The sequence below is a fragment of the Pseudomonas sp. MIL19 genome, assembly GCF_028680365.1.
Taxonomy (GTDB): Bacteria; Pseudomonadota; Gammaproteobacteria; order Pseudomonadales; family Pseudomonadaceae; genus Aquipseudomonas; species Aquipseudomonas spirodelae.
The window spans coordinates 125,744-145,883 of sequence record NZ_JAPPVG010000005.1 but is presented as its reverse complement, the minus strand read 5'-3'; the positions used below and the strand labels follow the sequence as shown (position 1 = coordinate 145,883).

General features: G+C 61.9%; 16 protein-coding genes. 8 read left to right on the top strand and 8 right to left on the bottom strand.

The window, feature by feature from the left end; all coding sequences use genetic code 11:
- Positions 1–39 precede the first annotated feature (39 nt).
- Together cydB and N1078_RS05975 are read right to left on the bottom strand one after the other, a co-directional pair.
- The gene (cydB, locus tag N1078_RS05980; RefSeq protein WP_274087286.1) at positions 40–1,047 is read right to left on the bottom strand and encodes a cytochrome d ubiquinol oxidase subunit II; all 1,008 of its coding nucleotides are present in this window, start codon (positions 1,045–1,047) and stop codon (positions 40–42) included.
- Positions 1,048–1,049: 2 nt separating this feature from the next.
- Positions 1,050–2,489: a cytochrome ubiquinol oxidase subunit I gene (locus N1078_RS05975; protein ID WP_274087285.1), complete on the bottom strand. Its 1,440-nt coding sequence runs from the start codon at positions 2,487–2,489 to the stop codon at positions 1,050–1,052.
- Between the two features lie 492 nt (positions 2,490–2,981).
- Here N1078_RS05975 and N1078_RS05970 point away from each other — a divergent pair, with 492 nt between their 5' ends.
- Positions 2,982–4,274: an NCS2 family permease gene (locus N1078_RS05970; protein ID WP_274087284.1), complete on the top strand. Its 1,293-nt coding sequence runs from the start codon at positions 2,982–2,984 to the stop codon at positions 4,272–4,274.
- A 52-nt stretch (positions 4,275–4,326) separates the two neighbouring features.
- On the top strand, positions 4,327–5,415 hold the full coding sequence (gene trmA, locus N1078_RS05965; protein WP_274087283.1) for a tRNA (uridine(54)-C5)-methyltransferase TrmA: 1,089 nt from the start codon (positions 4,327–4,329) through the stop codon (positions 5,413–5,415).
- Between the two features lie 2 nt (positions 5,416–5,417).
- Here the strand turns inward: trmA and N1078_RS05960 are convergent, their stop codons facing one another.
- Entirely contained in the window at positions 5,418–5,804 is a 387-nt protein-coding gene (locus N1078_RS05960) for a DUF4345 domain-containing protein (protein ID WP_090240132.1), read from the bottom strand.
- A gap of 126 nt (positions 5,805–5,930) precedes the next feature.
- On the opposite strand from N1078_RS05960, the gene N1078_RS05955 reads away from it, so the two are divergent.
- On the top strand, positions 5,931–6,365 hold the full coding sequence (locus N1078_RS05955) for a DUF411 domain-containing protein (protein ID WP_274087282.1): 435 nt from the start codon (positions 5,931–5,933) through the stop codon (positions 6,363–6,365).
- A gap of 65 nt (positions 6,366–6,430) precedes the next feature.
- Positions 6,431–7,300: a KPN_02809 family neutral zinc metallopeptidase gene (gene ypfJ / locus N1078_RS05950; RefSeq protein ID WP_274087281.1), complete on the top strand. Its 870-nt coding sequence runs from the start codon at positions 6,431–6,433 to the stop codon at positions 7,298–7,300.
- Positions 7,301–7,488: 188 nt separating this feature from the next.
- Here the strand turns inward: ypfJ and N1078_RS05945 are convergent, their stop codons facing one another.
- Complete coding sequence (locus N1078_RS05945; protein WP_274087280.1) at positions 7,489–8,376, bottom strand: PA4780 family RIO1-like protein kinase; 888 nt, start codon at positions 8,374–8,376, stop codon at positions 7,489–7,491.
- A gap of 282 nt (positions 8,377–8,658) precedes the next feature.
- On the opposite strand from N1078_RS05945, the gene ada reads away from it, so the two are divergent.
- Positions 8,659–9,687, top strand: coding sequence for a bifunctional DNA-binding transcriptional regulator/O6-methylguanine-DNA methyltransferase Ada (gene ada, locus N1078_RS05940; RefSeq protein WP_274087279.1), 1,029 nt, complete (start codon positions 8,659–8,661; stop codon positions 9,685–9,687).
- A 45-nt stretch (positions 9,688–9,732) separates the two neighbouring features.
- Here the strand turns inward: ada and speA are convergent, their stop codons facing one another.
- The 4 genes from speA to N1078_RS05920 form a co-directional block, all read right to left on the bottom strand.
- Positions 9,733–11,643 carry an arginine decarboxylase gene (speA, locus tag N1078_RS05935; protein ID WP_274087278.1) on the bottom strand — a complete coding sequence of 637 codons (1,911 nt, stop codon included), beginning with the start codon at positions 11,641–11,643 and terminating at the stop codon, positions 9,733–9,735.
- 124 nt (positions 11,644–11,767) lie between these two features.
- A complete protein-coding gene (locus N1078_RS05930; RefSeq protein WP_274087277.1) occupies positions 11,768–12,139 on the bottom strand; it encodes a translation initiation factor Sui1 in 372 nt (123 codons plus the stop codon).
- A gap of 358 nt (positions 12,140–12,497) precedes the next feature.
- A complete protein-coding gene (locus N1078_RS05925) occupies positions 12,498–13,034 on the bottom strand; it encodes an NUDIX hydrolase (RefSeq protein WP_274087276.1) in 537 nt (178 codons plus the stop codon).
- Between the two features lie 3 nt (positions 13,035–13,037).
- Positions 13,038–14,111: a DUF2333 family protein gene (locus N1078_RS05920; RefSeq protein ID WP_274087275.1), complete on the bottom strand. Its 1,074-nt coding sequence runs from the start codon at positions 14,109–14,111 to the stop codon at positions 13,038–13,040.
- Positions 14,112–14,432: 321 nt separating this feature from the next.
- Between N1078_RS05920 and N1078_RS05915 the strand changes: the two genes are divergently transcribed.
- From N1078_RS05915 to N1078_RS05905, 3 genes are all read left to right on the top strand, one after another.
- Positions 14,433–16,052, top strand: coding sequence for a PleD family two-component system response regulator (locus tag N1078_RS05915; RefSeq protein WP_274087274.1), 1,620 nt, complete (start codon positions 14,433–14,435; stop codon positions 16,050–16,052).
- A gap of 161 nt (positions 16,053–16,213) precedes the next feature.
- Complete coding sequence (locus tag N1078_RS05910) at positions 16,214–18,178, top strand: methyl-accepting chemotaxis protein (RefSeq protein WP_274087273.1); 1,965 nt, start codon at positions 16,214–16,216, stop codon at positions 18,176–18,178.
- 115 nt (positions 18,179–18,293) lie between these two features.
- A complete protein-coding gene (locus N1078_RS05905; protein ID WP_274087272.1) occupies positions 18,294–20,066 on the top strand; it encodes a protein-disulfide reductase DsbD in 1,773 nt (590 codons plus the stop codon).
- Positions 20,067–20,140: the final 74 nt, after the last annotated feature.

The window sequence follows — 20,140 nt, the reverse complement described above, 5'->3', positions numbered from 1 at the left end:
ACGCAGCAGAGCCGACGCGCAGCAGACCGTAGCCAAGCCTCAGTGGTAACCATCTTCTTCCGTAACCTTGCCGCGGAACACGTAATAGCTCCAGGCGGTATACATCAGGATAAACGGGATGATGAACAGCGCCCCGACCAGGATGAACCCCTGACTCTGCGGCGGTGCAGCGGCTTCCCAGATGCTGATCGACGGCGGGATGATATTTGGCCACAGGCTGATACCCAGGCCGCTGTAGCCGAGGAAGATCAGCGTAAGGGTCAGCAGGAACGGCGCGTAGTTGGCGTTACGCGCCACCGCACGCAGCAGCGCCCAGGTGCACAGCAGCACCAGCAGCGGCACCGGCATAAACCAGAAGATATTCGGCAGGCTAAACCAGCGCTCGGCGATGTCGGCATGGGCCAGTGGCGTCCACAGGCTGACAATGCCGGTGACGCCTAGCAGGACAAATACCAACGGCCGCGCCATGTTGTGCATCTGCTCCTGCAGACGCCCCTCCGTCTTCATGATCAGCCAGGTGCAGCCGAGCAAGGCATAAGCAGCAATCAGCGCCAGGCCGCAGAACAGCGAGAACGGCGTAAGCCAGTCCAGCGCACCACCGGCATAGGCCCGATCAACCACCTCGAAGCCATCGATATAGGCACCCAGCGCCACTCCTTGAAAGAAGGTCGCGGTCAGCGAGCCGCCGATAAACGCCTTGTCCCAGAGATGCCGCTTGGCCGCCTTAGCCTTGAAACGGAACTCAAACGCCACGCCACGGAAGATCAGCCCCAGCAGCATAAAAATCAGCGGCAGGTAGAGCGCGTTGAGCACCACGGCATAGGCCAGCGGAAATGCGCCGAACAACGCCGCGCCACCGAGTACCAGCCAGGTTTCGTTACCGTCCCAGACGGGCGCCACGGTGTTCATCATGACATCGCGTTCACCTTCACTTTTGACAAAGGGAAAGAGGATGCCGATGCCTAAGTCGAAACCGTCCATGACCACATACATCATCACCCCGAAGGCAATGATCACGGCCCAGATCAGCGAGAGATCAATACCCATGTTCAATTCCTCTCAGCCAGTGAGTCGCTTCCGCCTTCGTCGAAGCTTTCTTCGGCTGCAGACAGTGGCCGTGACGGCGTACGCTTCTGGCCTGGACCGCCCTCGGCAACTTCCTTGCCTTCATCGGTAACCGGACCTTTGCGCACCAGACGCATCATGTAGCCGAGGCCCGCGCCAAACAGGGCGAAGTACACCACCACAAACAACGCCAAGGTCAGGCTCATCTGCGCAAAGCTGTGCCCGGAGGAAGCGTCGGCGGTGCGCATCAACCCCTGGACCACCCACGGCTGGCGGCCAATTTCGGTGGTGTACCAGCCGGCAAGCAGGGCGATGATGCCCGACGGCCCCATCCACACCGCCAGGTGCAGGAACGGCCGCGCCTGGAACAGCTTGCCGCGCGCGCGCAGCCACAAAGCCCAGAGGCCGGTGAGAATCATCAGCATGCCGATGCCAACCATGACCCGGAAGGTCCAGAACACCACGGTCGAATTAGGCCGATCTTCTTTGGCAAACTCCTTGAGCGCCGGCACCTGCTTATCCAGACTGTGGGTCAGGATCAGGCTACCCAGCGCGGGAATCTCGATCTTGAAGCGGGTTTCCTCGCGCTGCATATCTGGCCAGCCGAACAGAATCAGCGGAGTCGGCTCGTCACCGTGGTTTACCCAGTGGCCTTCAATCGCGGCGATTTTCGCCGGCTGATACTTCAGCGTGTTGAGGCCGTGTAAGTCGCCGATCACCGCCTGAATCGGCGCCACGATCAAGGCCATCCACATGGCCATCGAGAGCATCTTGCGAATTGCCGGATTGTCGCGCCCCCGCAGCAAGTGCCAGGCCGCCGAGGCGCCGACGAAGAACGCCGTGGAGAGGAATGCTGCCGTCGCCGTATGCGCCAGCCGGTAGGGGAACGAAGGGTTGAACACCACCGCGAACCAGTCAACCGGGATCACCCGCCCGTCGATAATCTCGAAGCCCTGCGGGGTGTGCATCCAACTGTTGGAGGCAAGAATCCAGAAAGTTGAGATCAACGTACCGACCGCCACCATCACCGTGGAGAAGAAGTGCAGGCCCGGACCGACGCGGTTCCAGCCAAACAGCATGACACCCAGGAAGCCCGCTTCTAGGAAGAATGCGGTGAGCACTTCATACGTCAGCAGCGGCCCGGTGACCGCCCCGGCGAAGTCGGAAAAGGCACTCCAGTTAGTGCCGAACTGGTAGGCCATGACCAAGCCAGAGACCACGCCCATGCCGAAGTTGACCGCAAATATCTTCGCCCAGAAGTGGTACAGGTCGCGGTACACCTCCTGCCCGGTTTTCAGCCAGAGCCCTTCAAGCACCGCCAAGTAACTGGCCAGGCCAATGGTGATGGCCGGAAAGATGATGTGGAAAGAGATGGTGAAAGCAAACTGGATACGGGCGAGGTCGAGTGCCTCTAATCCGAACATGGTGCGTCCTCAGTCAGGTAAAACAGCCAGCTGCCCCGCGGATACGCTACGGGCAACCGTCGGACAGAGCGCCTTACGCCGACAACGGCTCGGCCACATGACGAATCCGACAGCCTTGATCCAGGTCAAGGCTTAGTTGAAGAGTATCCCCAGCACGGGCAAGTTCCGCTGTGGTTGATTGTCGCGTGACAGCCTGCCACAAGGGATTTGGCGCCTTTTACCGACGTTGTTCTGCCTCGCGGCGGCAGGCCACCGCAGGCGCGGACAGGTATCTGTGCGGGTCGCGGTTTACCAGCATTCGCACCTCCACCCGCCACGTTTGCATACAGCCATAAGCTGCCTGATCGGTCATAAATTCACCGCACCCAGACGAGCTGATATGATGCGCGCCTTTTTCCAGATCGCCAGCAAAAACATGCACAACCATGTGGATGTGCTTTGCTTTCGGTTTGCATAAACACGGCACAGAACGCCGTTATCGGGGAGCTGCACATGCTGGAAAGATTGTTCCAACTCAAAGCCCACAACACCACGGTGCGCACCGAGATGCTGGCGGGGCTGACCACCTTCCTGACGATGGCCTACATCCTCTTCGTCAACCCCAACATCCTTGCCGAAGCCGGCATGGATAAAGGCGCGGTGTTCGTCGCCACGTGCCTGGCAGCCGCCATCGGCTCGGCCATCATGGGCCTGATCGCCAACTACCCGATCGCCCTGGCGCCGGGCATGGGCCTCAACGCCTTCTTTACCTACACCGTGGTGCTGACCATGGGTCACACTTGGCAGGTGGCATTGGGCGCGGTCTTCCTCTCCGGGGTGATCTTCTTTTTGCTGTCGATCTTCAAGATTCGCGAGTGGATCATCAACAGCATCCCGATGGCGTTGCGGGCCGGCGTTGCTGCCGGTATTGGCTTGTTCCTGGCGATCATCGCGCTGAAAAACGCCGGTATCGTGGTCGACAACCCGGCCACCCTGGTGGGCCTAGGTGACCTCAGCCAAGGCGCCCCACTGCTGGCCTGCCTGGGCTTCTTCGTGATCGCTGCACTGGCTTACCGCCGCGTCACCGGTGCGGTGATGATCGGTATTTTGCTGGTCACTGGCCTGTCGATTGTGTTCGGTCTGTCGCAGCTCGACAGCGTGGTCTCGATGCCGCCGTCGCTGATGCCGACGCTGCTGCAACTGGACATCATGGGCGCGCTGGATATCGGCCTGCTCAGCGTTATTTTCGCCTTCCTCTTCGTTGACCTGTTCGACACCTCCGGCACCCTGGTCGGCGTCGCGCAAAAAGCCAACCTGCTGGATAAAGACGGCAAAATGCCCAAGCTCGGCCGCGCTCTGCTGGCCGACAGCACCGCGACCATGGCCGGCGCCGCAATGGGCACCTCGACCACCACCAGCTATATCGAATCCGCGGCGGGCATCAGCGCCGGCGGCCGCACTGGCCTGACCGCTTGCGTGGTGGCTGCACTGTTTTTGCTGAGCCTGTTCTTCGCACCACTGGCCGGCGCCGTACCAGCCTTCGCCACCGCCCCGGCGCTGATGTTTGTCGCCGTGCTGATGATGAGCAGCCTGGCGCAGATCGACTGGGACGACCTCACCGTCGCCGCCCCGGTGGTCATCGCCGCCCTGGCCATGCCACTGACCTTCTCGATTGCCAACGGCATTGCCTTTGGCTTTATCGCCTGGACCGTGATCAAGCTGCTGGCGGGCCGCTGGCGCGACCTCAACCCCGCTTTGGTGGTGTTGTCGGCATTGTTTGTGATCAAACTGGCGTACTTCGCCTGATACCTTGCGGGTGGCCATGGTTCACCCGCGCCTTTTTTGAAAAGAGTCTTGCATGAGCCGTTCCCAGTTCGATCCCGCCAGCTACGCCGTCCAGCTGGCTGAAAAGCAGCAGCGCCTGATCGAGCTGCTGGCGCCTTTTAATGCCCCCGCACCCGAAGTGTTCGAGTCTGCTCGCGAGCACTATCGCTTGCGTGCAGAATTTCGCCTGTGGCGTGAGGGTGAAGACCGCCACTACGCCATGTTCGAAGCAGGTGATAAGCACACGCCGATTTTCTTTGAAGACTTCCCCATTGCCAGCGCGCAGATCAATGCGCTGATGCCGCGCCTGAAAGCGGCGTGGCAGGCCAGCAGTGCGCTGAGCTTCAAGCTGTTTCAGGTCGAATTCCTCACCACCCTGGCCGGCGACGGGCTGATTACCCTGTGCTACCACCGCCCGCTGGATGACGCCTGGCAAGCCGCAGCCGAGCTGCTCGCCGACGAACTGCAGGTAAGCATCATCGGTCGCTCCAAGGGCAAGCGCATCGTCATCGGTAAGGATTATGTTGAGGAGAAACTCAACGTCGCCGGTCGCACCTTCAGCTATCGCCAACCAGAAGGCGCCTTCACCCAGCCCAACGGCGAAGTGAACCAGAAGATGCTGAATTGGGCCTATGAAGCGCTCGGTGAACGCCAGGATGACTTGCTGGAGCTGTACTGCGGCAACGGCAACTTCACCCTGCCGCTGGCCACCCGCGTACGCAAAGTGCTGGCCACCGAGATCAGCAAGTCCTCGGTGAATGCCGCCTTGGCCAACCTGGAAGACAACGGCGTAGACAACATCACCCTGGTGCGTCTGTCCGCCGAAGAACTGACCGAAGCGCTGAATGAAGTGCGCCCGTTCCGCCGCCTGGCCGGTATCGACCTGAAAAGCTATGACTTTGGCTGCGTGTTTGTCGACCCGCCGCGTGCCGGGATGGACCCGGACACCTGCGAGCTGACCCGGCGCTTTGAGCGCATTCTGTATATCTCCTGCAACCCGGAGACCCTGGCCGCCAACATCGCGCAACTCAGCGACACCCACAAAGTGACGCGCTGCGCACTGTTCGACCAGTTCCCCTACACCCACCACATGGAGTCAGGTGTGCTGCTGGAGCGCCGCTAGCTTTACTGGCGCGGCAACCCACGCAGCGCCCAGAAGCAAAGCCCCACAGACACCACTTCCAGCAGCAGCGCGTAGAAGTTAAAGGTCTGCTGCGCGCCGCCATCCAGCCACAGGCCGCCGATGCGCGCCAACGCCAGCGAGCTGTAAAGCAGCACCAGCAGGGTCAAGGCGGCGCGGGTCAGGTCCAGGCGGCTGAGTGACAGCCCGATAAACGCCGCTAGGCCGATCTGCAAACCGCCGTAAAACGCGCGCATGTCGGTCGCCGCCGCGGGCGACATCAGCAGCATGCCGCTGAGATTGGCCATTTCATGGGGGTTGATGAAATAAGCCAGCCCCAAGCCAGCCAATGCCAGCAATTGAATCAGCAGAATTACGCGTGCAAATAGCATGAACAGCATCCTTAGCCCGGGGATCGGCTTTGCAGCATAAGCGCACTTCGGGCGTTTCGGAAATCCACTGTGGTTGCTGTGCAGATTGAGCGGTAAGCTTCCAGCATTGACTCTAGGAGCCCACTTATGCGCCCGCTTATTCTTCTCGCCGGCCTACTCAGCAGCCTGAGCGTTGTTGCCGAACCGCTGACCATCGACGTCCACCGCGACCCCAATTGCGGCTGCTGCAAAGCTTGGATCAGCCACCTGCAAGACAACGGCTTTACCGTCAACGACCATATTGAGAACGACATGAGCGCGGTAAAACAGCGCCTGGGCGTGCCACCTCGCCTCGCCTCCTGCCACACTGGGGTCATTGACGGCCAGTTTATCGAAGGCCATGTGCCGGCCGCCGACATCCTCAAATTGCGTAAACAACCCGACCTGCTCGGCGCCGCTGTACCGGGCATGCCGACCGGCTCGCCCGGCATGGAATACGGCAATGTGCGCGATGCTTATCAGGTGATCGGCCTGGACAAGCAAGGCGCAGAGCAGATTATCAGCGACTATCCGGCCAACTGAGCCACGGATAACGGGCCTACGGCGAGCCAGCACACACGCCCACCACTTATTACAGGACGACAACCATGCGCTGGAAACGTGGAAGACGCAGTGACAACGTGGTGGACGCACGCGGCAGCAGCTCACGAATGGGCGGCGGCAAAGGGCTGACCTTGGGCGGCGTGGCCATTGTGGTGGTCATTGGCCTGCTCAACGGCCAGGACCCGATGCAGATCCTCGGCCAGTTGGCCGGACAAGCCATGCAGGGCGGCTCGGTCAGTGCGCCACAAAGCTCCGCGCCGGCAAGCAATCACGAGCAGTCGGAATTTGTGCGCGCCGTGTTGGGCGACACCGAGGACACCTGGCGGGAAATTTTCCAGGGCGCCAATCGGCAGTACCGCGATCCCACGCTGGTGTTGTTTCGCGGCGGTGTCAACTCGGCCTGCGGCTTCGCTAACTCAGCGGTCGGGCCGTTCTATTGCCCGGGCGATCAGCGGGTGTATATCGACCTGGCGTTTTTCCGCGAGCTGGAACAACGCTTTGGCGCTGCCGGTGACTTTGCTCAGGCCTACGTGATCGCTCACGAAGTCGGCCACCACGTGCAAACCCTGCTCGGCGTCTCGGCCAAGGTCAACGCGGCGCGGCAACAGGGCGAGCGGGTGGAAGGTGCCAGCGGCCTACTGGTGCGCCAGGAGCTGCAGGCCGACTGCCTGGCAGGCGTATGGGCTTACCACGGCCAGCGCCGCAATGACTGGCTGGAACCAGGGGATATTGAAGAAGCGCTGAACGCCGCCAATGCCATCGGCGATGACCGCCTGCAGAAGCAGGCGCGTGGCCAAGTGGTGCCGGACTCCTTCACCCACGGCACCTCTGAGCAACGCGTACGCTGGTTTAAAACCGGCTTTGCCCAAGGCAATGTTGGCAGCTGCGATACCTTCAAGGCTGCGCGGCTATAGCCTTAGGTTCATGCTGCGGCCCCGCAGGGTGGATGTCGCTCCACCCATCCACCACCGCGCCTCCCGAGGGTGGATGAAAAAACGTCATCCACCCTACAGACTGAACGCTGCCGGTGATGGATAACTGAGATAAAAAATGCCGCTGACCTGATCAGGTAAGCGGCATTTTTCTCTGCAGCATTCTCAGCCTATTGCGCCCAAGGTGGCGGAGGTTCTTCGCCTTTGAGCGCGTCTTCGGCATTCAGCAACGCCTGGCGCCGCTCCTCATCGGCCAGTGCGGCCTTGATTTCGCGCATCACTGCGTCGATATCGGCTTCTTCTTCCGGGTCATCAAACTCACCAGTGAGCGGGGTTTCCGGAGTCAGTTCACCGGCCTCATACAGCGCCCACATCTCCTTGGCGTACTTGGTAAAGCGTAGCTCCGGGGCGAACTGACCGAAATAGGCGGACATATTGCCGACATCACGCTCAAGCATCTTGAACGCATGGTTATTGCCGGCCGCATCCACCGCCTGGGGCAGGTCGATAATCACCGGGCCACCTGGATCGAGCAGTACGTTGAATTCAGACAAGTCGCCATGCACCAGACCGGCGCAGAGCATTTTCACCACTTCCTGAATCATGAAAGCATGGAATTCGCGGGCATCGTCCGGGTGCAGATCAACATCGTTGAGGCGCGGCGCAGCATCGCCCTCGCCGTCATCGACCAGTTCCATCAGCAGCACGCCTTCGAGGAAGTCATACGGTTTGGGGACGCGCACGCCGGCATTGGCCAGGCGGAACAGCGCCGCCACTTCAGCATTCTGCCAGGCGTCTTCCTGGCCCTTGCGGCCGTACTTCGAGCCCTTGGCCATGGCCCGGGCATCACGGCTGTTACGCACCTTGCGGCCTTCCTGGTACTCGGCGGCCTGACGGAAGCTGCGTTTGTTGGCTTCTTTATAGACCTTGGCGACGCGCAGTTCTTCGCCACAGCGCACCACATAGACCGCAGCTTCTTTACCGCTCATCAGCGGGCGTATCACTTCATCGACCAGCCCGGCTTCAACCAGGGGCTCAATACGTTTTGGCGTCTTCATCAGCTTTAATCAGGGGTCCTGTGTTGCCCAAGTCGGCTCTGCCGCCCCTTATACGTCAATCCAAGCCAAGCGCCCACCCTCGTGAGCGCAGCTGAGGCTTAACGGATGCATAAATATGGCGTTAAGCCGCGCGGATCAATAGCCGTAGCCGGGCTACGCCGCCGGACGCGTAAGAAAAACCTGCGTACTGATCGTGCACTCAGCGCTGTTTGAAAGTCACAAGTGGATTGGCAGCTCAGCCGCCGCAGCCGACAATCCACAAGACCTCAGGGAGATTCGCTGATGCTCGACACCGAACACTGCTGGCACGCCATATGTAACCGCGACGCCGCTCAGGATGGCGCCTTTGTATTCGCCGTGCACAGCACGGGAATATATTGCCGGCCCAGTTGCCCGGCACGGCGGCCCAAGCGTGACAACGTCAGCTTTTATGCCGACCCGGGCAGCGCGGCAACAGCCGGTTTCCGCCCGTGCAAACGCTGCTCGCCGCAGGGGCAAAGCCAAGCGGAGCTACTCGACGCATTGGTGATTGCCGCCTGCCAGCGACTGGCAAACACCGAGCAACGCCTGACACTTGCGCAACTGGCAGCACAGATCGGCCTGTCCGCCTCTCACCTAGCGCGCGCCTTCAAACTGCGCACCGGCATGACCCCGCACGCCTGGAGCGCCGCCTACCGCCAGCAGCAATTAGAGCAGCACTTGCCCCACGCACACAGCGTGCTGGATGCCGCCTTAACAGCTGGCTACACCAGCACCCGCGACTTGTATCAGCACGCTAGCGCCTTGAGCCCAGCTCAGCGCCGCAAACAAGCGGCCGGTGAACACCTGCGCTACACCATTGCGCCCTGCCCGCTTGGCCAGATACTCCTGGCCAGCAGCGCTGGCGGTGTTTGCGCCGTGCTGCTGGCTGACGAGCCGGCCACCTTGCAGGCAGAACTGCAACAACGCTTTGCCGCTGCGGTTATTCAGCGTGATGACCTGGGGCTGGGCGAGTGGCTGGGCCAGCTACTCGCACAGATCTGCGAGCCACAGCGCGCCGCCCACCTGCCGCTGGATATGCGTGGCACGGTATTTCAGCAGCAGGTGTGGCGCGCGTTGCAGCAAATCCCCACAGGGCAGACGCGCAGCTACGCCGAACTGGCTGCGCAACGCGACAGCCACCCGCGTGCCGTGGCGCGGGCCTGCGCCAGCAACCCGCTGGGGCTGCTCATCCCTTGCCACCGGGTGATTGCCAGCAACGGCAGCCTCGGCGGTTACCGCTGGGGCCTGGAACGCAAGGCCGCGCTGCTTAAGCGTGAAGCCGCGCCATAGCAAAAGGCCCCGCATTGCGGGGCCTGTGCATTCAGCAGGTGCGTATTACGACAGGTAGGACGAACGAGTCAGGCCGAGACGCAGTGCATCGAGGAACTGGGTGCGTTCGCGCGGGGTGATCTTGGCGCTGGCGACCTTGTCGCGGTAGTGAGTCATCAGCTCCTCCGGCGACAGGTGCACGTAGCGCAGCATGTCCTCGATGGTGTCGTGGGTCTCGATACCGGCGTGGTACACGCTGCCATCGGCGTTCTGGTAGATGTTCACCGAGTCGGTGTCGCCGAACAGGTTGTGCATGTCGCCGAGAATTTCCTGATAGGCGCCGACTAGGAAGATCCCCAGCAGGTAATCCTCACCCTCGCGCACTTCGTGCACCGGCAGGCTGGTTTCGATCGACTGCTCATCGACGTACTGACGGATTTTACCGTCGGAGTCGCAAGTCAGGTCCTGCAGCACGGCGCGGCGCAGCGGTTCTTCGTCGAGACGGTTGAGCGGCAGGATCGGCAGTACCTGGCCGATGGCCCAGGTGTCCGGCAGGCTCTGGAACACCGAGAAGTTGCAGATGTACTTGTCGGCCAGCTTGTCGTTCAGCTCGTCCAGCACCTGACGGTGCGAGCGCTGACGGGCTTTGAGCGAATTGTGCAGGCGGCGGCATACGGCGAAGTAGCACTGCTCGGCCAGAGCCTTTTCGGTCAGGCTGAGTTTGCCGTCGGCATACTGAGTGGCCACGTCGCTCATATAGTGGGTGGCGCGCCAGTAGGTCTCGGTGACCATCTCGATATCGGTCGGGCCGAGCAGCTCGACCAGATAACGCACGGTTTCCGGCAGGCTGGTAACGTCCTCGATCTTGGGGATCTCGTCGTTGTGTTTTTCCACATCGGTGACCTGCACCACCAGCATGGCGTGGTGCGCGGTCAGCGAGCGGCCGCTCTCGGAGAAGATGTGCGGATGCGGCAGCTCTTGCGCGTCGCAGAACTCTTTAAGCATGCCGACCACCACACCGGCGTAGTCATCCATGTCGTAGTTGATCGAGCTGGCGTTGCGCGAGTGAGTGCCGTCGTAATCCACACCCAGGCCGCCGCCGACGTCGATATGGTCGACCGGCAGGCCGAGGCCACGCAGCTCGCCGTAATAGCGGATGGCTTCCTTGAAGCCGTGCTGGTAGTCGGACAGGTTGGCGATCTGCGAACCCATATGGAAGTGCAGCAAACGGATGCCCTGATCCAGACCCGCCGCGCGGAAGCGCTCAACCACCGACAGCAACTGCGCCGCCGACAGGCCAAACTTGGATTTCTCGCCGCCGGTGTCAGCCCACTTGCTCGATGCCAGCGACGACAGACGCACACGCAGACCGATCTGCGGCGCAACCTTGAGCTCGGCCGCCTCCTCGATCACCAGCTGCACTTCAGACTCTTTCTCGATCACGATAAATACGTTGTGACCGAGCTTCTGCCCCATCAACGCCAGCTTGATGAATTCACGGTCTTTGTAACCGTTGCAGACAATGGTGCCGCCCTTCGGGGCCAGCGCCAGCACGGCCATCAGCTCCGGCTTGGAGCCGGCTTCCAGGCCGATGGAAACGTTCTGCGTGGCGATGATGTTTTCCACCACCGCTTCCTGCTGGTTGACCTTGATCGGGTACAGCGCGGTGTAGGGGCTCTGGTACTCAAGGCGCGCGATATTGGCGTCGAAGGCGCCAGTCAGCTGGCGCACGCGGTCCTGCAGAATATCCGGGAAACGCACCAGCAACGGCAGCGACAGACCGCTGGAACGCAACTCATCGAGTTGCTCGTAGAGGTCGATCGGCGTGCTTTTCGGGCCGTTCGGGCGCACTTCGACACGACCCTTGTCATTGATCGCGAAGTAACCCGCGCCCCAATGGCGAATGCCATAAACGCTGCGGCTGTCCGCAACTGTCCATTGGCTGCCGTCATCTTTGCGTGTGCGTCGTGCAGACATTGAAGTCTCCCTTACTGGCGATAGTGGCCCGGGCATAACCAAGGCGCGTACAGATTAAACTCTGGAAATGACAATAGCCCGGCAATTGACAGTGCAACTGCCGAGCACCTTTAGAAAACCTGGATCAGCCGCCGGACTTCTTGGCCTTGAAGCCGCGCTTGAGCAGTTCGGCAATCAGCAGTTCGACGTGATCGCCCTGAATCTCGATCACCCCGTCCTTGAGCGAACCGCCGCAACCGCAACGCTTCTTCAGCGCCGCCACCAGCTCTTTCAGCGGCTCTTCGGCCAGCGGCACGCCGCTGATGCTGGTCACCGTTTTGCCGCCACGGCCTTTGGTTTCGCGGCGCACGCGGGCAATGCCATCACCGTCGGGAATCTGGGTTTGTTTGCAGGTGCAGGCGTCCACCGGCTGGCTGCAGTCAGGGCAATGCCGACCGCTATCAGTGGAATACACCAGGCCGCTAAGGGCGGCAAATGAGGAAGCTTTCTTGACCACCGGTTTGTCCTCGAAGGGGGCCGGATAGCGACTGGCCGACTGAATACCGGTTAAGGCGTCGACCGCGAAGCCCCACTCTGGCAGGGGCAGCGCACCTAGGCTTTACGGCCAAGGCTTGAAGGCGGCGCAGTGTAACGGCAAAAAACGCTGCTGCTAAGTGTAAAAATGCGCCATTACTCGGCGCATAAGCGACGCTGTGCAGGATGCCGAACAAAACGTCCACATATCCTGCACAAAGCCTTAAACGGCGCGGGATTACCCTGCCAGAGCTGGTCGTAGGATGGGTTGAGCGCAGCAATACCCCTCCTCGCGAAACGATGGGTTACGCCTACGGCTAACCTACGCGGCCCGACCCATCCTACGCAGTGGCTGCCAGATAACGCTGCAAGGCGGCCAGCGAATCGGGGCAATAGGGCAAATGCTGGGTCTCCGCCAAGGCCTGTTCGATGGTGATAAATCGCGCCTCCACGACTTCCTCAGGCTGCAACACCAGCGGCGCGTCGGAGACCGCCGAATAGGCCATGCACCACAGGCGACTTTCCGGCGAGTCGTAACGAAAATGCGCGTGCTCAACCAGCACCGCATCAACGATGCCCAGCTCTTCCGCCAGTTCGCGGGCGGCGGACTCGGCATAGCTTTCATTCACCAGCACCATGCCGCCGGCGGCCACATCCCAGTAGCCCGGATACAGCGCCTTACTCAGGGTACGCCGGTGCACGCAGAGCAGGCCGGCACTGTTGAAGAGCAGGATATAGGTGCCCCGGCCGCGCAAATGGCGCTGACGCAGTTCGCTGCGCAGCACGCCACCCAGCAACTGGTCATCCTCGTCGACCCAGGCGATGCGCTCGCGATCCGAGGCAGCGCGGTGCGCCGCCTCAGCGTCAGACCAGGCCACCGATCAGCCCTGCGACAGCAGTTGGCGTAGATCGATCAGGCCGGCATTGGCCCGCGAAATATAGTTGGCCATCACCAGCGAGTGGTTAGCCAGCAAACCATAACCGCTGCCATTGAGGATCATCGGGCTCCACAGGGGTTCCTGCGCGGCCTCCAGCTCACGGATGATCTGACGCACACTGACGGTGGCGTTCTTCTTCGCCAGCACATCGGCGAAATCCACTTCGATGGCGCGCAGCAGGTGCGCCAGCGCCCAGGCCTGACCACGGGCTTCGTAGAACACGTTGTCGATCTGCAACCACGGTGTTTCGTAGTTCACGCCTTCGACAAAGTCGGCCTGAGCCACGCTTTCGGCCAGCGCCGGATCAACCACCGCGGTATTCAGACGTACCTGACCCACGCTGGCCGACAGACGCTGCGACAGCGAACCCAAACGGGTCGCGGCATCGCCCAGCCAGTTGTTGAGGTTATCGGCGCGGGTATAGAACTGCGCATTGGACTGACTGGGATCGGCAAGGCGAGCCAGATAGCGATCAAGCGACTTGATGCCTTCGGCATACTCGGCCTCGGAGGCCGGCAGCGCCCAGCTCTTGTTGTCGAAGTGAAAGCGCGGCTCGGCCTTGGCCAAATCCGGGTCTTCGGTGGATTGCGATTGCGAACGGGTGAAGTCCTTGCGCAGCGCGCGGGACATATCACGCACCTGCACCAGCACGCCAAACTCCCAGCTCGGCATGTTGTCGAGCCACAGGCCCGGCGGCGCGAGGTCGTTGGACAGATAGCCGCCCGGCTTGTCGAGCAACGTATTGGCCACCTGCTTGAGGGTTTCGGCAGTGGTGTAACCATTCACCAGCTTATGCCCGCGCGCCTGGGAAGCCGCCTCGGCGCGTTGCTGCACAGAAAACTGCGCAGGCTCCTGACTCCAGTACCAGCCGACGACCAGCGCCAACAGCAGGAAAAGCCCGATCAATCCACCCACGGTGCGTACAACCCAGTTAGCGGAGGACTTGTTGGGGGTACTGTCAGCTGAGCCGGTGGCGCCAGCAGACGCAGCGGCAGTTCGATTCTTCCAATCCAGCATGGCGTTGTCCTTTTTTACTCAAGTAGCGAGGCCACAGCGGAGCGTGCTGCGCTGTGGCAGCGCCGCCCGCAGGCTCTCGTTCGACCACAATCCCCTCGCAGGGTTGCGCGACTGGCTTTAACTATAAGTGAAGCGCGGCGTGCTGCGCAGCGAAGATCGGCAAACTTAGCGCGTCTGAGTCAATCTGCCACCTGTGACGGGGTCGACAGAAGGCCGACGCCAATAGATCGACGGCGCGAACAAAACCGTTCGCCAGTGGTACGATTGCTAGCAATAAGCCATCACTTCCCCTGCATAAGCCGACCCAATCGAACCCGCGCCATGATCGAGCACGAAGACCCCAGCAGCGACCGCCTCAAGCAGCACTTCGCCCAGCGCGTCATCAATCAGGCACGCCAAGTACTGGAAGTCTGGCAGCGCCTGCAACGCAGTGAATGGAACGACACTGGCATGGCCGAGTTACGCGAAGCCACGCAGCTGCTGCAACGCTACGCCGAACGCTTCGACCAGGCCGAGCACCGCCAGCTGGCCGAGGAGATCAATAACAGCCTGCAACAGGTCGCCGACAATCGCGGTCGCCTCAACAGCCAACTGATCAGCCAACTCAACCTGCTGCTGCAGCGCCTGTCGCGCACCGGCCTGCGCCACGGCGACCGTTTCGAGCAAACCGTGCTACCGCCGCTGCGCAAACCGGTGTACCTGGCGCTGCAACATATCGAGCGTGCCGAGCAACTGGTCCAGCGCTTAGAGTTCTTCGGCATGACGGCCATTGCCCTGGACACTGCCAACGCGTTTCGCAACGCCATCCTGGAACGCCACCCCGCCGCGATCCTGATGGAAGTCGATTTCTCCGGCCCCGGCTGCGGCCTACAGCTTGCACAGAGCGTGCAGGAAGGCCTCAAACACAAGATCCCGCTGCTGTTCTTCAGCGCTGAAGACACCGACACCCTGACCCGCCTGAAGGCTGTACGCGCCGGTGGCCAGGAGTTCTTCACCGGCAGCCTGGACGCCTCGAACCTGTTCGAACGCATCGAGGTGCTGACGCATGTCTCGCAGTACGAACCCTACAAGGTGCTGATCATCGACGACTCGCGGGCGCAGGTCACACACACCGAGCGCGTGCTCAACAGTGCCGGCATCGTCACCCGCACCCTGGTCGAACCGATTCAGGCGATGAGCCAGCTGGCCGACTTCCAGCCCGACCTGATCATCCTCGACATGTACATGCCCGAGTGCAGCGGCCCGGAACTGGCCCAGGTGATTCGCCACAACGACCGTTATGTCAGCGTGCCGATCATCTACCTGTCCGCCGAAGATGACCTGGACAAGCAGCTCGATGCCATGAGTGAAGGCGGCGATGACTTCCTCACCAAACCGATCAAGCCGCGCCACCTGATCGCCACCGTACGCAACCGCGCCGCCCGTGCGCGCAGCCTCAAGGCGCGCATGGTACGCGACAGCCTGACCGGCCTGTACAACCACACCCATACCCTGCAACTGCTCGAAGACGCGCGCTTTCGTGCCGAACGCGACGGCCAGCCTCTGAGCTTCGCGATGATCGATATCGACTTCTTCAAGAAGGTCAACGACACCTATGGCCACCCCATGGGCGATCGGGTGATCAAGAGCCTGGCGCTGTTTCTCAAGCAACGCCTGCGCAAGACCGACCATATTGGTCGCTACGGCGGTGAAGAGTTCGCCGTGGTCATGCCCAATACCGACGCCGAGTCAGCCAAGCGCGTGCTGGATGACATCCGCCAGCGCTTTGCGGAAATCCAATACTCGGCGCAGCCGCATGACCTGTCCTGCACCTTTAGCGGCGGCATCGCCCAGCTGAGCCCGAACCTGGATGGCAAACTGCTCTCGCAGCAGGCCGACCAGGCGCTGTATGTGGCCAAGCACAGCGGGCGTAACCAGGTCGCGATCTATCAGGGCGACTGAACCGCAGACAAGTGGTTATAGGCGTCAGCGCGCGATAGAAAACTGTGACGCGGCTCGCACCGTCATATTACGGTCATGAAAGAGCAATAAATTCTGAGGCTTAGTGGCTGCCTGACGCCAATCGTCGGTAGCCCGCACCGTTCTTCAGCCGGTCGAGCCCTATGCGCCTTAAATTCCTGACTAATTTCAATACCCTGCTACTGGTCACCGTGTGCGCCGCCTTGGCTGCCACGCTCTGGTGGTCGCAGCGCGCCCTCGAACGCCCGTATCTGCTGATGACGCAATACCTCAGCCTGTCGCAACAATTCCAGAACGATGCAGCACTGAATATCAACGCCTACCTGAAAACGGGCGACGCCCTGCGCCACAGCGCGGCGCTGCAGGCGCTGGCGACACTGGAGCAATCGATTGCCGAGCTGCCCGAACAGTTGGCCAACGACGCTCTTCCGAGCATCAACGCTCTCACAGCTTTCAGCGCCCACGAACTGCTGGCCGCCGGCAAGCTCTCCGCAGACCCACAAGGCCTGCTCGTACAGGCCGAGCGTGAAATAGAGGCGAGCCTCGAACAACTGGCGGACTATGCCGACAGTGCAGATACAGGCGATGCTGCGAGCTATCGCCGGCCGCTGTTCAACGCGGCTCGCCACCTCACACGCCTAGCCCATGCCCGCGACAAACTGGTGCGCAGCGGCCGCAGCGAGCTGGCGAGTGAAGTCGAGCGCGAGCTGGCGGCACTGAGCAAACAAACGCAGCGGCTCAGCGACCTGCCGTTACTCGGCGTGGCCGACGCTAACCAAGCGCCCAGTAACGCCTTTGCCAATTTACTAGGACTGGACGCCGGCGCTGACAGCAGCCAGGCCGAAGACCGCGGCATCGCCCTCAAGCGCGACCTGCTGTCGCTGCTCAAACGCTACCCCGCCGAACTGCAGCGCACCCGGGAGCTGATCGAGGCACGCGCGGCCCTTGCCAGCAGCACCCGCGTGCAGGTCGATCAGGTACAACAGGCGCTCGCCGCGCTGGAGCCTCAAGTGCGCGCCGAGCATGGGCGTATCCAGGGCGAAGTGCAGTTGATACTGGGCCTGATGATCGGCCTGATCCTGCTGATTGCCTTGATTATCGACACCCTGCAGCGCCGCCTCACCCGCGTCCTTTCTCGCCTGGCACCAGCCTTGTCGACCTGGGCCCAGGGTGACTTCGCGACCGACATTCATCTCGACTCACGCACGCAGGAGTTGCGCGATATCGAAGAATCGCTCAACCGCTTGCGGGTTTATCTGGTTGACCTGGTGGGCACCATTCGCCAAAACGCCGAGCAGGTGGTCAGTTCCAGTCACACCCTGGCACACCTCAATGGCGGCCTGCATGAGGGCGCTGAGCGCCAGGCCGGGGATACCGCACAGATTCGCGATGCATTGGGCGAATTGCAGGCCACCATTCAGCAGGTAGCGGGCGACGCCAGCCAGGCCGCCGACGCCAGCCGCGATGCCAACAGCGCCCTGGAGCAGGGCCAGCAGGTGATTGGCCAGAGCCTTACCGGCCTGCATTCGCTGGTCGACGAAGTACAGGGTAACGCCCAGGCCATCGAACGCCTGGCCGAAGAAACCGCCACCATCGGTAATGTGCTGACGGTCATTCGCGGCATCGCCGAACAGACCAACCTGCTGGCCCTGAACGCGGCCATCGAAGCGGCGCGCGCCGGAGAGCTGGGCCGCGGCTTTGCAGTGGTGGCCGACGAGGTGCGCTCGCTGTCGCAACGCACCAGCGGCGCGACCGCCGAGATTCAGGAGCTGATCGGCCGCCTGCAACAGGCGGCCCGGCAGTCGGTGCAAGCCATGCGCACCCAGGTCGAACACGCCGAAGCCACAGCCAGCCAAGCCGAAGCGGCTGACGGTGCGCTGGATGAAATCGTTGCCGCGATCCGCACCATCGCCAGCATGGCCGAGCGCATCGCCGATGCCACGGCGCAGCAGGGTGAAGCCGTCAGCGACATTCGCGGACACAGCGAGCGCATCCACACGCTGGGCGGCGACAACCTGCAGCGTATCGGCGAGGGGCGCAATCAGGGCGAACACCTGTTGCAACTCGGCGGGCAACTGCACACCGCGGTGCAGGCGTTTCGGGTGTAACGCGGCAATCTGTCGCGGCCATTTAGCCGGCAGACAACAGCGCTTACAGCCTTGACCGTGCCCTGAGTCACCCGCCTCCGTTATGATGCGGCGACTCCCGTATCACGAGCCTGCCATGCACCGTTTACTCTGCCTGCTTCTGCTTTTGGTCGCACTGCCTGCCAGCGCCGGCCTGTTCGATAAGCCACCCGCGCCCGCACAACTGGGCACGCCGCTAAACAACAGCGCCGACTTCCTGCCGGTCAGCGAGGCGTTCAAGCTGAGCCTGATCGACAGCTCCAGCACCTCGGTCAAATTGCGCTTTGTCGCTGCAGAAGGTTATTACCTGTATCGGCACCGCTTCAGCTTCAGCAGCGAACCGGCTGATATCAGCCTAGGCCAGGCGATTCTGCCGCCAGGCAAAGCCAAGCATGATGAGTTCTTCGGCGATGTGGAGGTGTACTACGAGGTGCTGGATGTCGAGGTGCCGGTCAGTAACCCGGACAATCGCCCCTTCAACCTCAATGTCAGCTACCAGGGCTGCGCCGACAAAGGCCTGTGCTATCCACCGGAAACCAACGTGCTGGCCATTGGTGGCGGCGCAGCGGCCAACAGTGCCGCACCTGATGCGGCAACGCCGTGGCGCTGGAGCGATCTGGCACTGTTCTTCCTTGGAGGCCTGGCGCTGACCTTCACCCCCTGCGTGCTGCCGATGCTGCCGATTCTCACCGGCGTGGTATTACGCGGCCAGCCGGGCGGGCTGCGCAGCCTGGTGCTGTCGCTGGCCTATGTGCTGCCGATGGCCCTGAGCTTTGCCATCCTCGGCGCATTGATGGGTCTGTTCGGCGCGGAGCTCAATCTGCAAGCGCGCCTGCAGTCGCCCTGGGTACTGGTGCCCTTTGCGATTTTCTTCGCCCTGTTCGGCGCGGCCAGCCTGGGCTTCCTCGAACTGCGCCTACCGGCTGCCATCGATGGCCCGCTGCAGCGCCTGAGCCAGCGCCTGCAGGGCGGCACGGTAGTCAGCGCAGCCGCGTTGGGCGTGCTCTCCAGCGTGTTGGTGTCACCGTGCGTCTCCGCACCATTAGCCGGCGCGCTGTTGTATATCAGCGCCAGCGGCGACGCCCTCGGTGGCGGCCTCAAACTGCTGGCTCTGGGCCTGGGCATGGGTGCGCCACTGGTGCTGTTCGCCGTCGGCGGCGGCGCCTTACTGCCAAAGTCCGGCACCTGGATGATTACCGTACGCAACCTGTTCGGCGCACTGCTGATGGCCGTGGCCATCTGGCTGCTTGAGCGCGTGGTGCCTGGCCCGGTCAGCCTCGCCTTGTGGGGCCTGCTGGCCGCAGGTATCGCACTCTGGCTCGGCGCACTGGAACTGACGCCGAAAACCCATCACCAAAAACTCGCGCAACTGCTTGGCCTCCCCCTGCTGGTGTATGCCTTGGTTGCCTGGGTCGGTGCATTACAGGGCCAGGATGACCCGCTGCGACCACTCGGGCGCGCGCTGATGAGCAGCGCCGAAGCAACCCAGCAGGTGCAATCAGGCCAGTGGCAAACCGTTACGACTCCGGCCCAGCTGGATGCAGCATTACTGTCCGCCCAGAGCAGCGGCCAACCGCTGCTGCTCGACTGGTACGCCGACTGGTGCATCAGCTGCAAAGTGATTGAGCGCGAGGTGCTCGCCGCCCCCGAGGTCGGCCGCCAGCTGGGTGACTACACGTTAGTGCGCTTCGACATCACCGAAAGCAACCCGGCGCAGCGCGCGCTGCTTGACCGCTACCAGCTGTTCGGGCCGCCGGCGATCCTGTTATTCGACGGCAAGGGTGACGAATGGCGCGACCTGCGAGTCGTAGGTGAGGTGGATGCCGCAACCTTCGCCGCCCGTTTGAGTGCAGCACGCGAACGTTTCTAGCACCCGCAGTCATATATTTGCCGCAATCTGCAGCCATCGTGCTGACTATTGCAGAGAACTAGACAGCCCGACGC

Coding starts and splice junctions, on each gene's coding strand:
- N1078_RS05970 (WP_274087284.1), top strand. CDS start 2,982: ATGCTGGAAAGATTGTTCCAACTCAAAGCCCACAACACCACGGTGCGC.
- N1078_RS05960 (WP_090240132.1), bottom strand. CDS start 5,804: ATGCTATTTGCACGCGTAATTCTGCTGATTCAATTGCTGGCATTGGCT.
- ypfJ (WP_274087281.1), top strand. CDS start 6,431: ATGCGCTGGAAACGTGGAAGACGCAGTGACAACGTGGTGGACGCACGC.
- N1078_RS05920 (WP_274087275.1), bottom strand. CDS start 14,111: ATGCTGGATTGGAAGAATCGAACTGCCGCTGCGTCTGCTGGCGCCACC.
- N1078_RS05905 (WP_274087272.1), top strand. CDS start 18,294: ATGCACCGTTTACTCTGCCTGCTTCTGCTTTTGGTCGCACTGCCTGCC.
- cydB (WP_274087286.1), bottom strand. CDS start 1,047: ATGGGTATTGATCTCTCGCTGATCTGGGCCGTGATCATTGCCTTCGGG.
- ada (WP_274087279.1), top strand. CDS start 8,659: ATGCTCGACACCGAACACTGCTGGCACGCCATATGTAACCGCGACGCC.
- speA (WP_274087278.1), bottom strand. CDS start 11,643: ATGTCTGCACGACGCACACGCAAAGATGACGGCAGCCAATGGACAGTT.
- N1078_RS05945 (WP_274087280.1), bottom strand. CDS start 8,376: ATGAAGACGCCAAAACGTATTGAGCCCCTGGTTGAAGCCGGGCTGGTC.
- N1078_RS05955 (WP_274087282.1), top strand. CDS start 5,931: ATGCGCCCGCTTATTCTTCTCGCCGGCCTACTCAGCAGCCTGAGCGTT.
- N1078_RS05910 (WP_274087273.1), top strand. CDS start 16,214: ATGCGCCTTAAATTCCTGACTAATTTCAATACCCTGCTACTGGTCACC.
- trmA (WP_274087283.1), top strand. CDS start 4,327: ATGAGCCGTTCCCAGTTCGATCCCGCCAGCTACGCCGTCCAGCTGGCT.
- N1078_RS05975 (WP_274087285.1), bottom strand. CDS start 2,489: ATGTTCGGATTAGAGGCACTCGACCTCGCCCGTATCCAGTTTGCTTTC.
- N1078_RS05915 (WP_274087274.1), top strand. CDS start 14,433: ATGATCGAGCACGAAGACCCCAGCAGCGACCGCCTCAAGCAGCACTTC.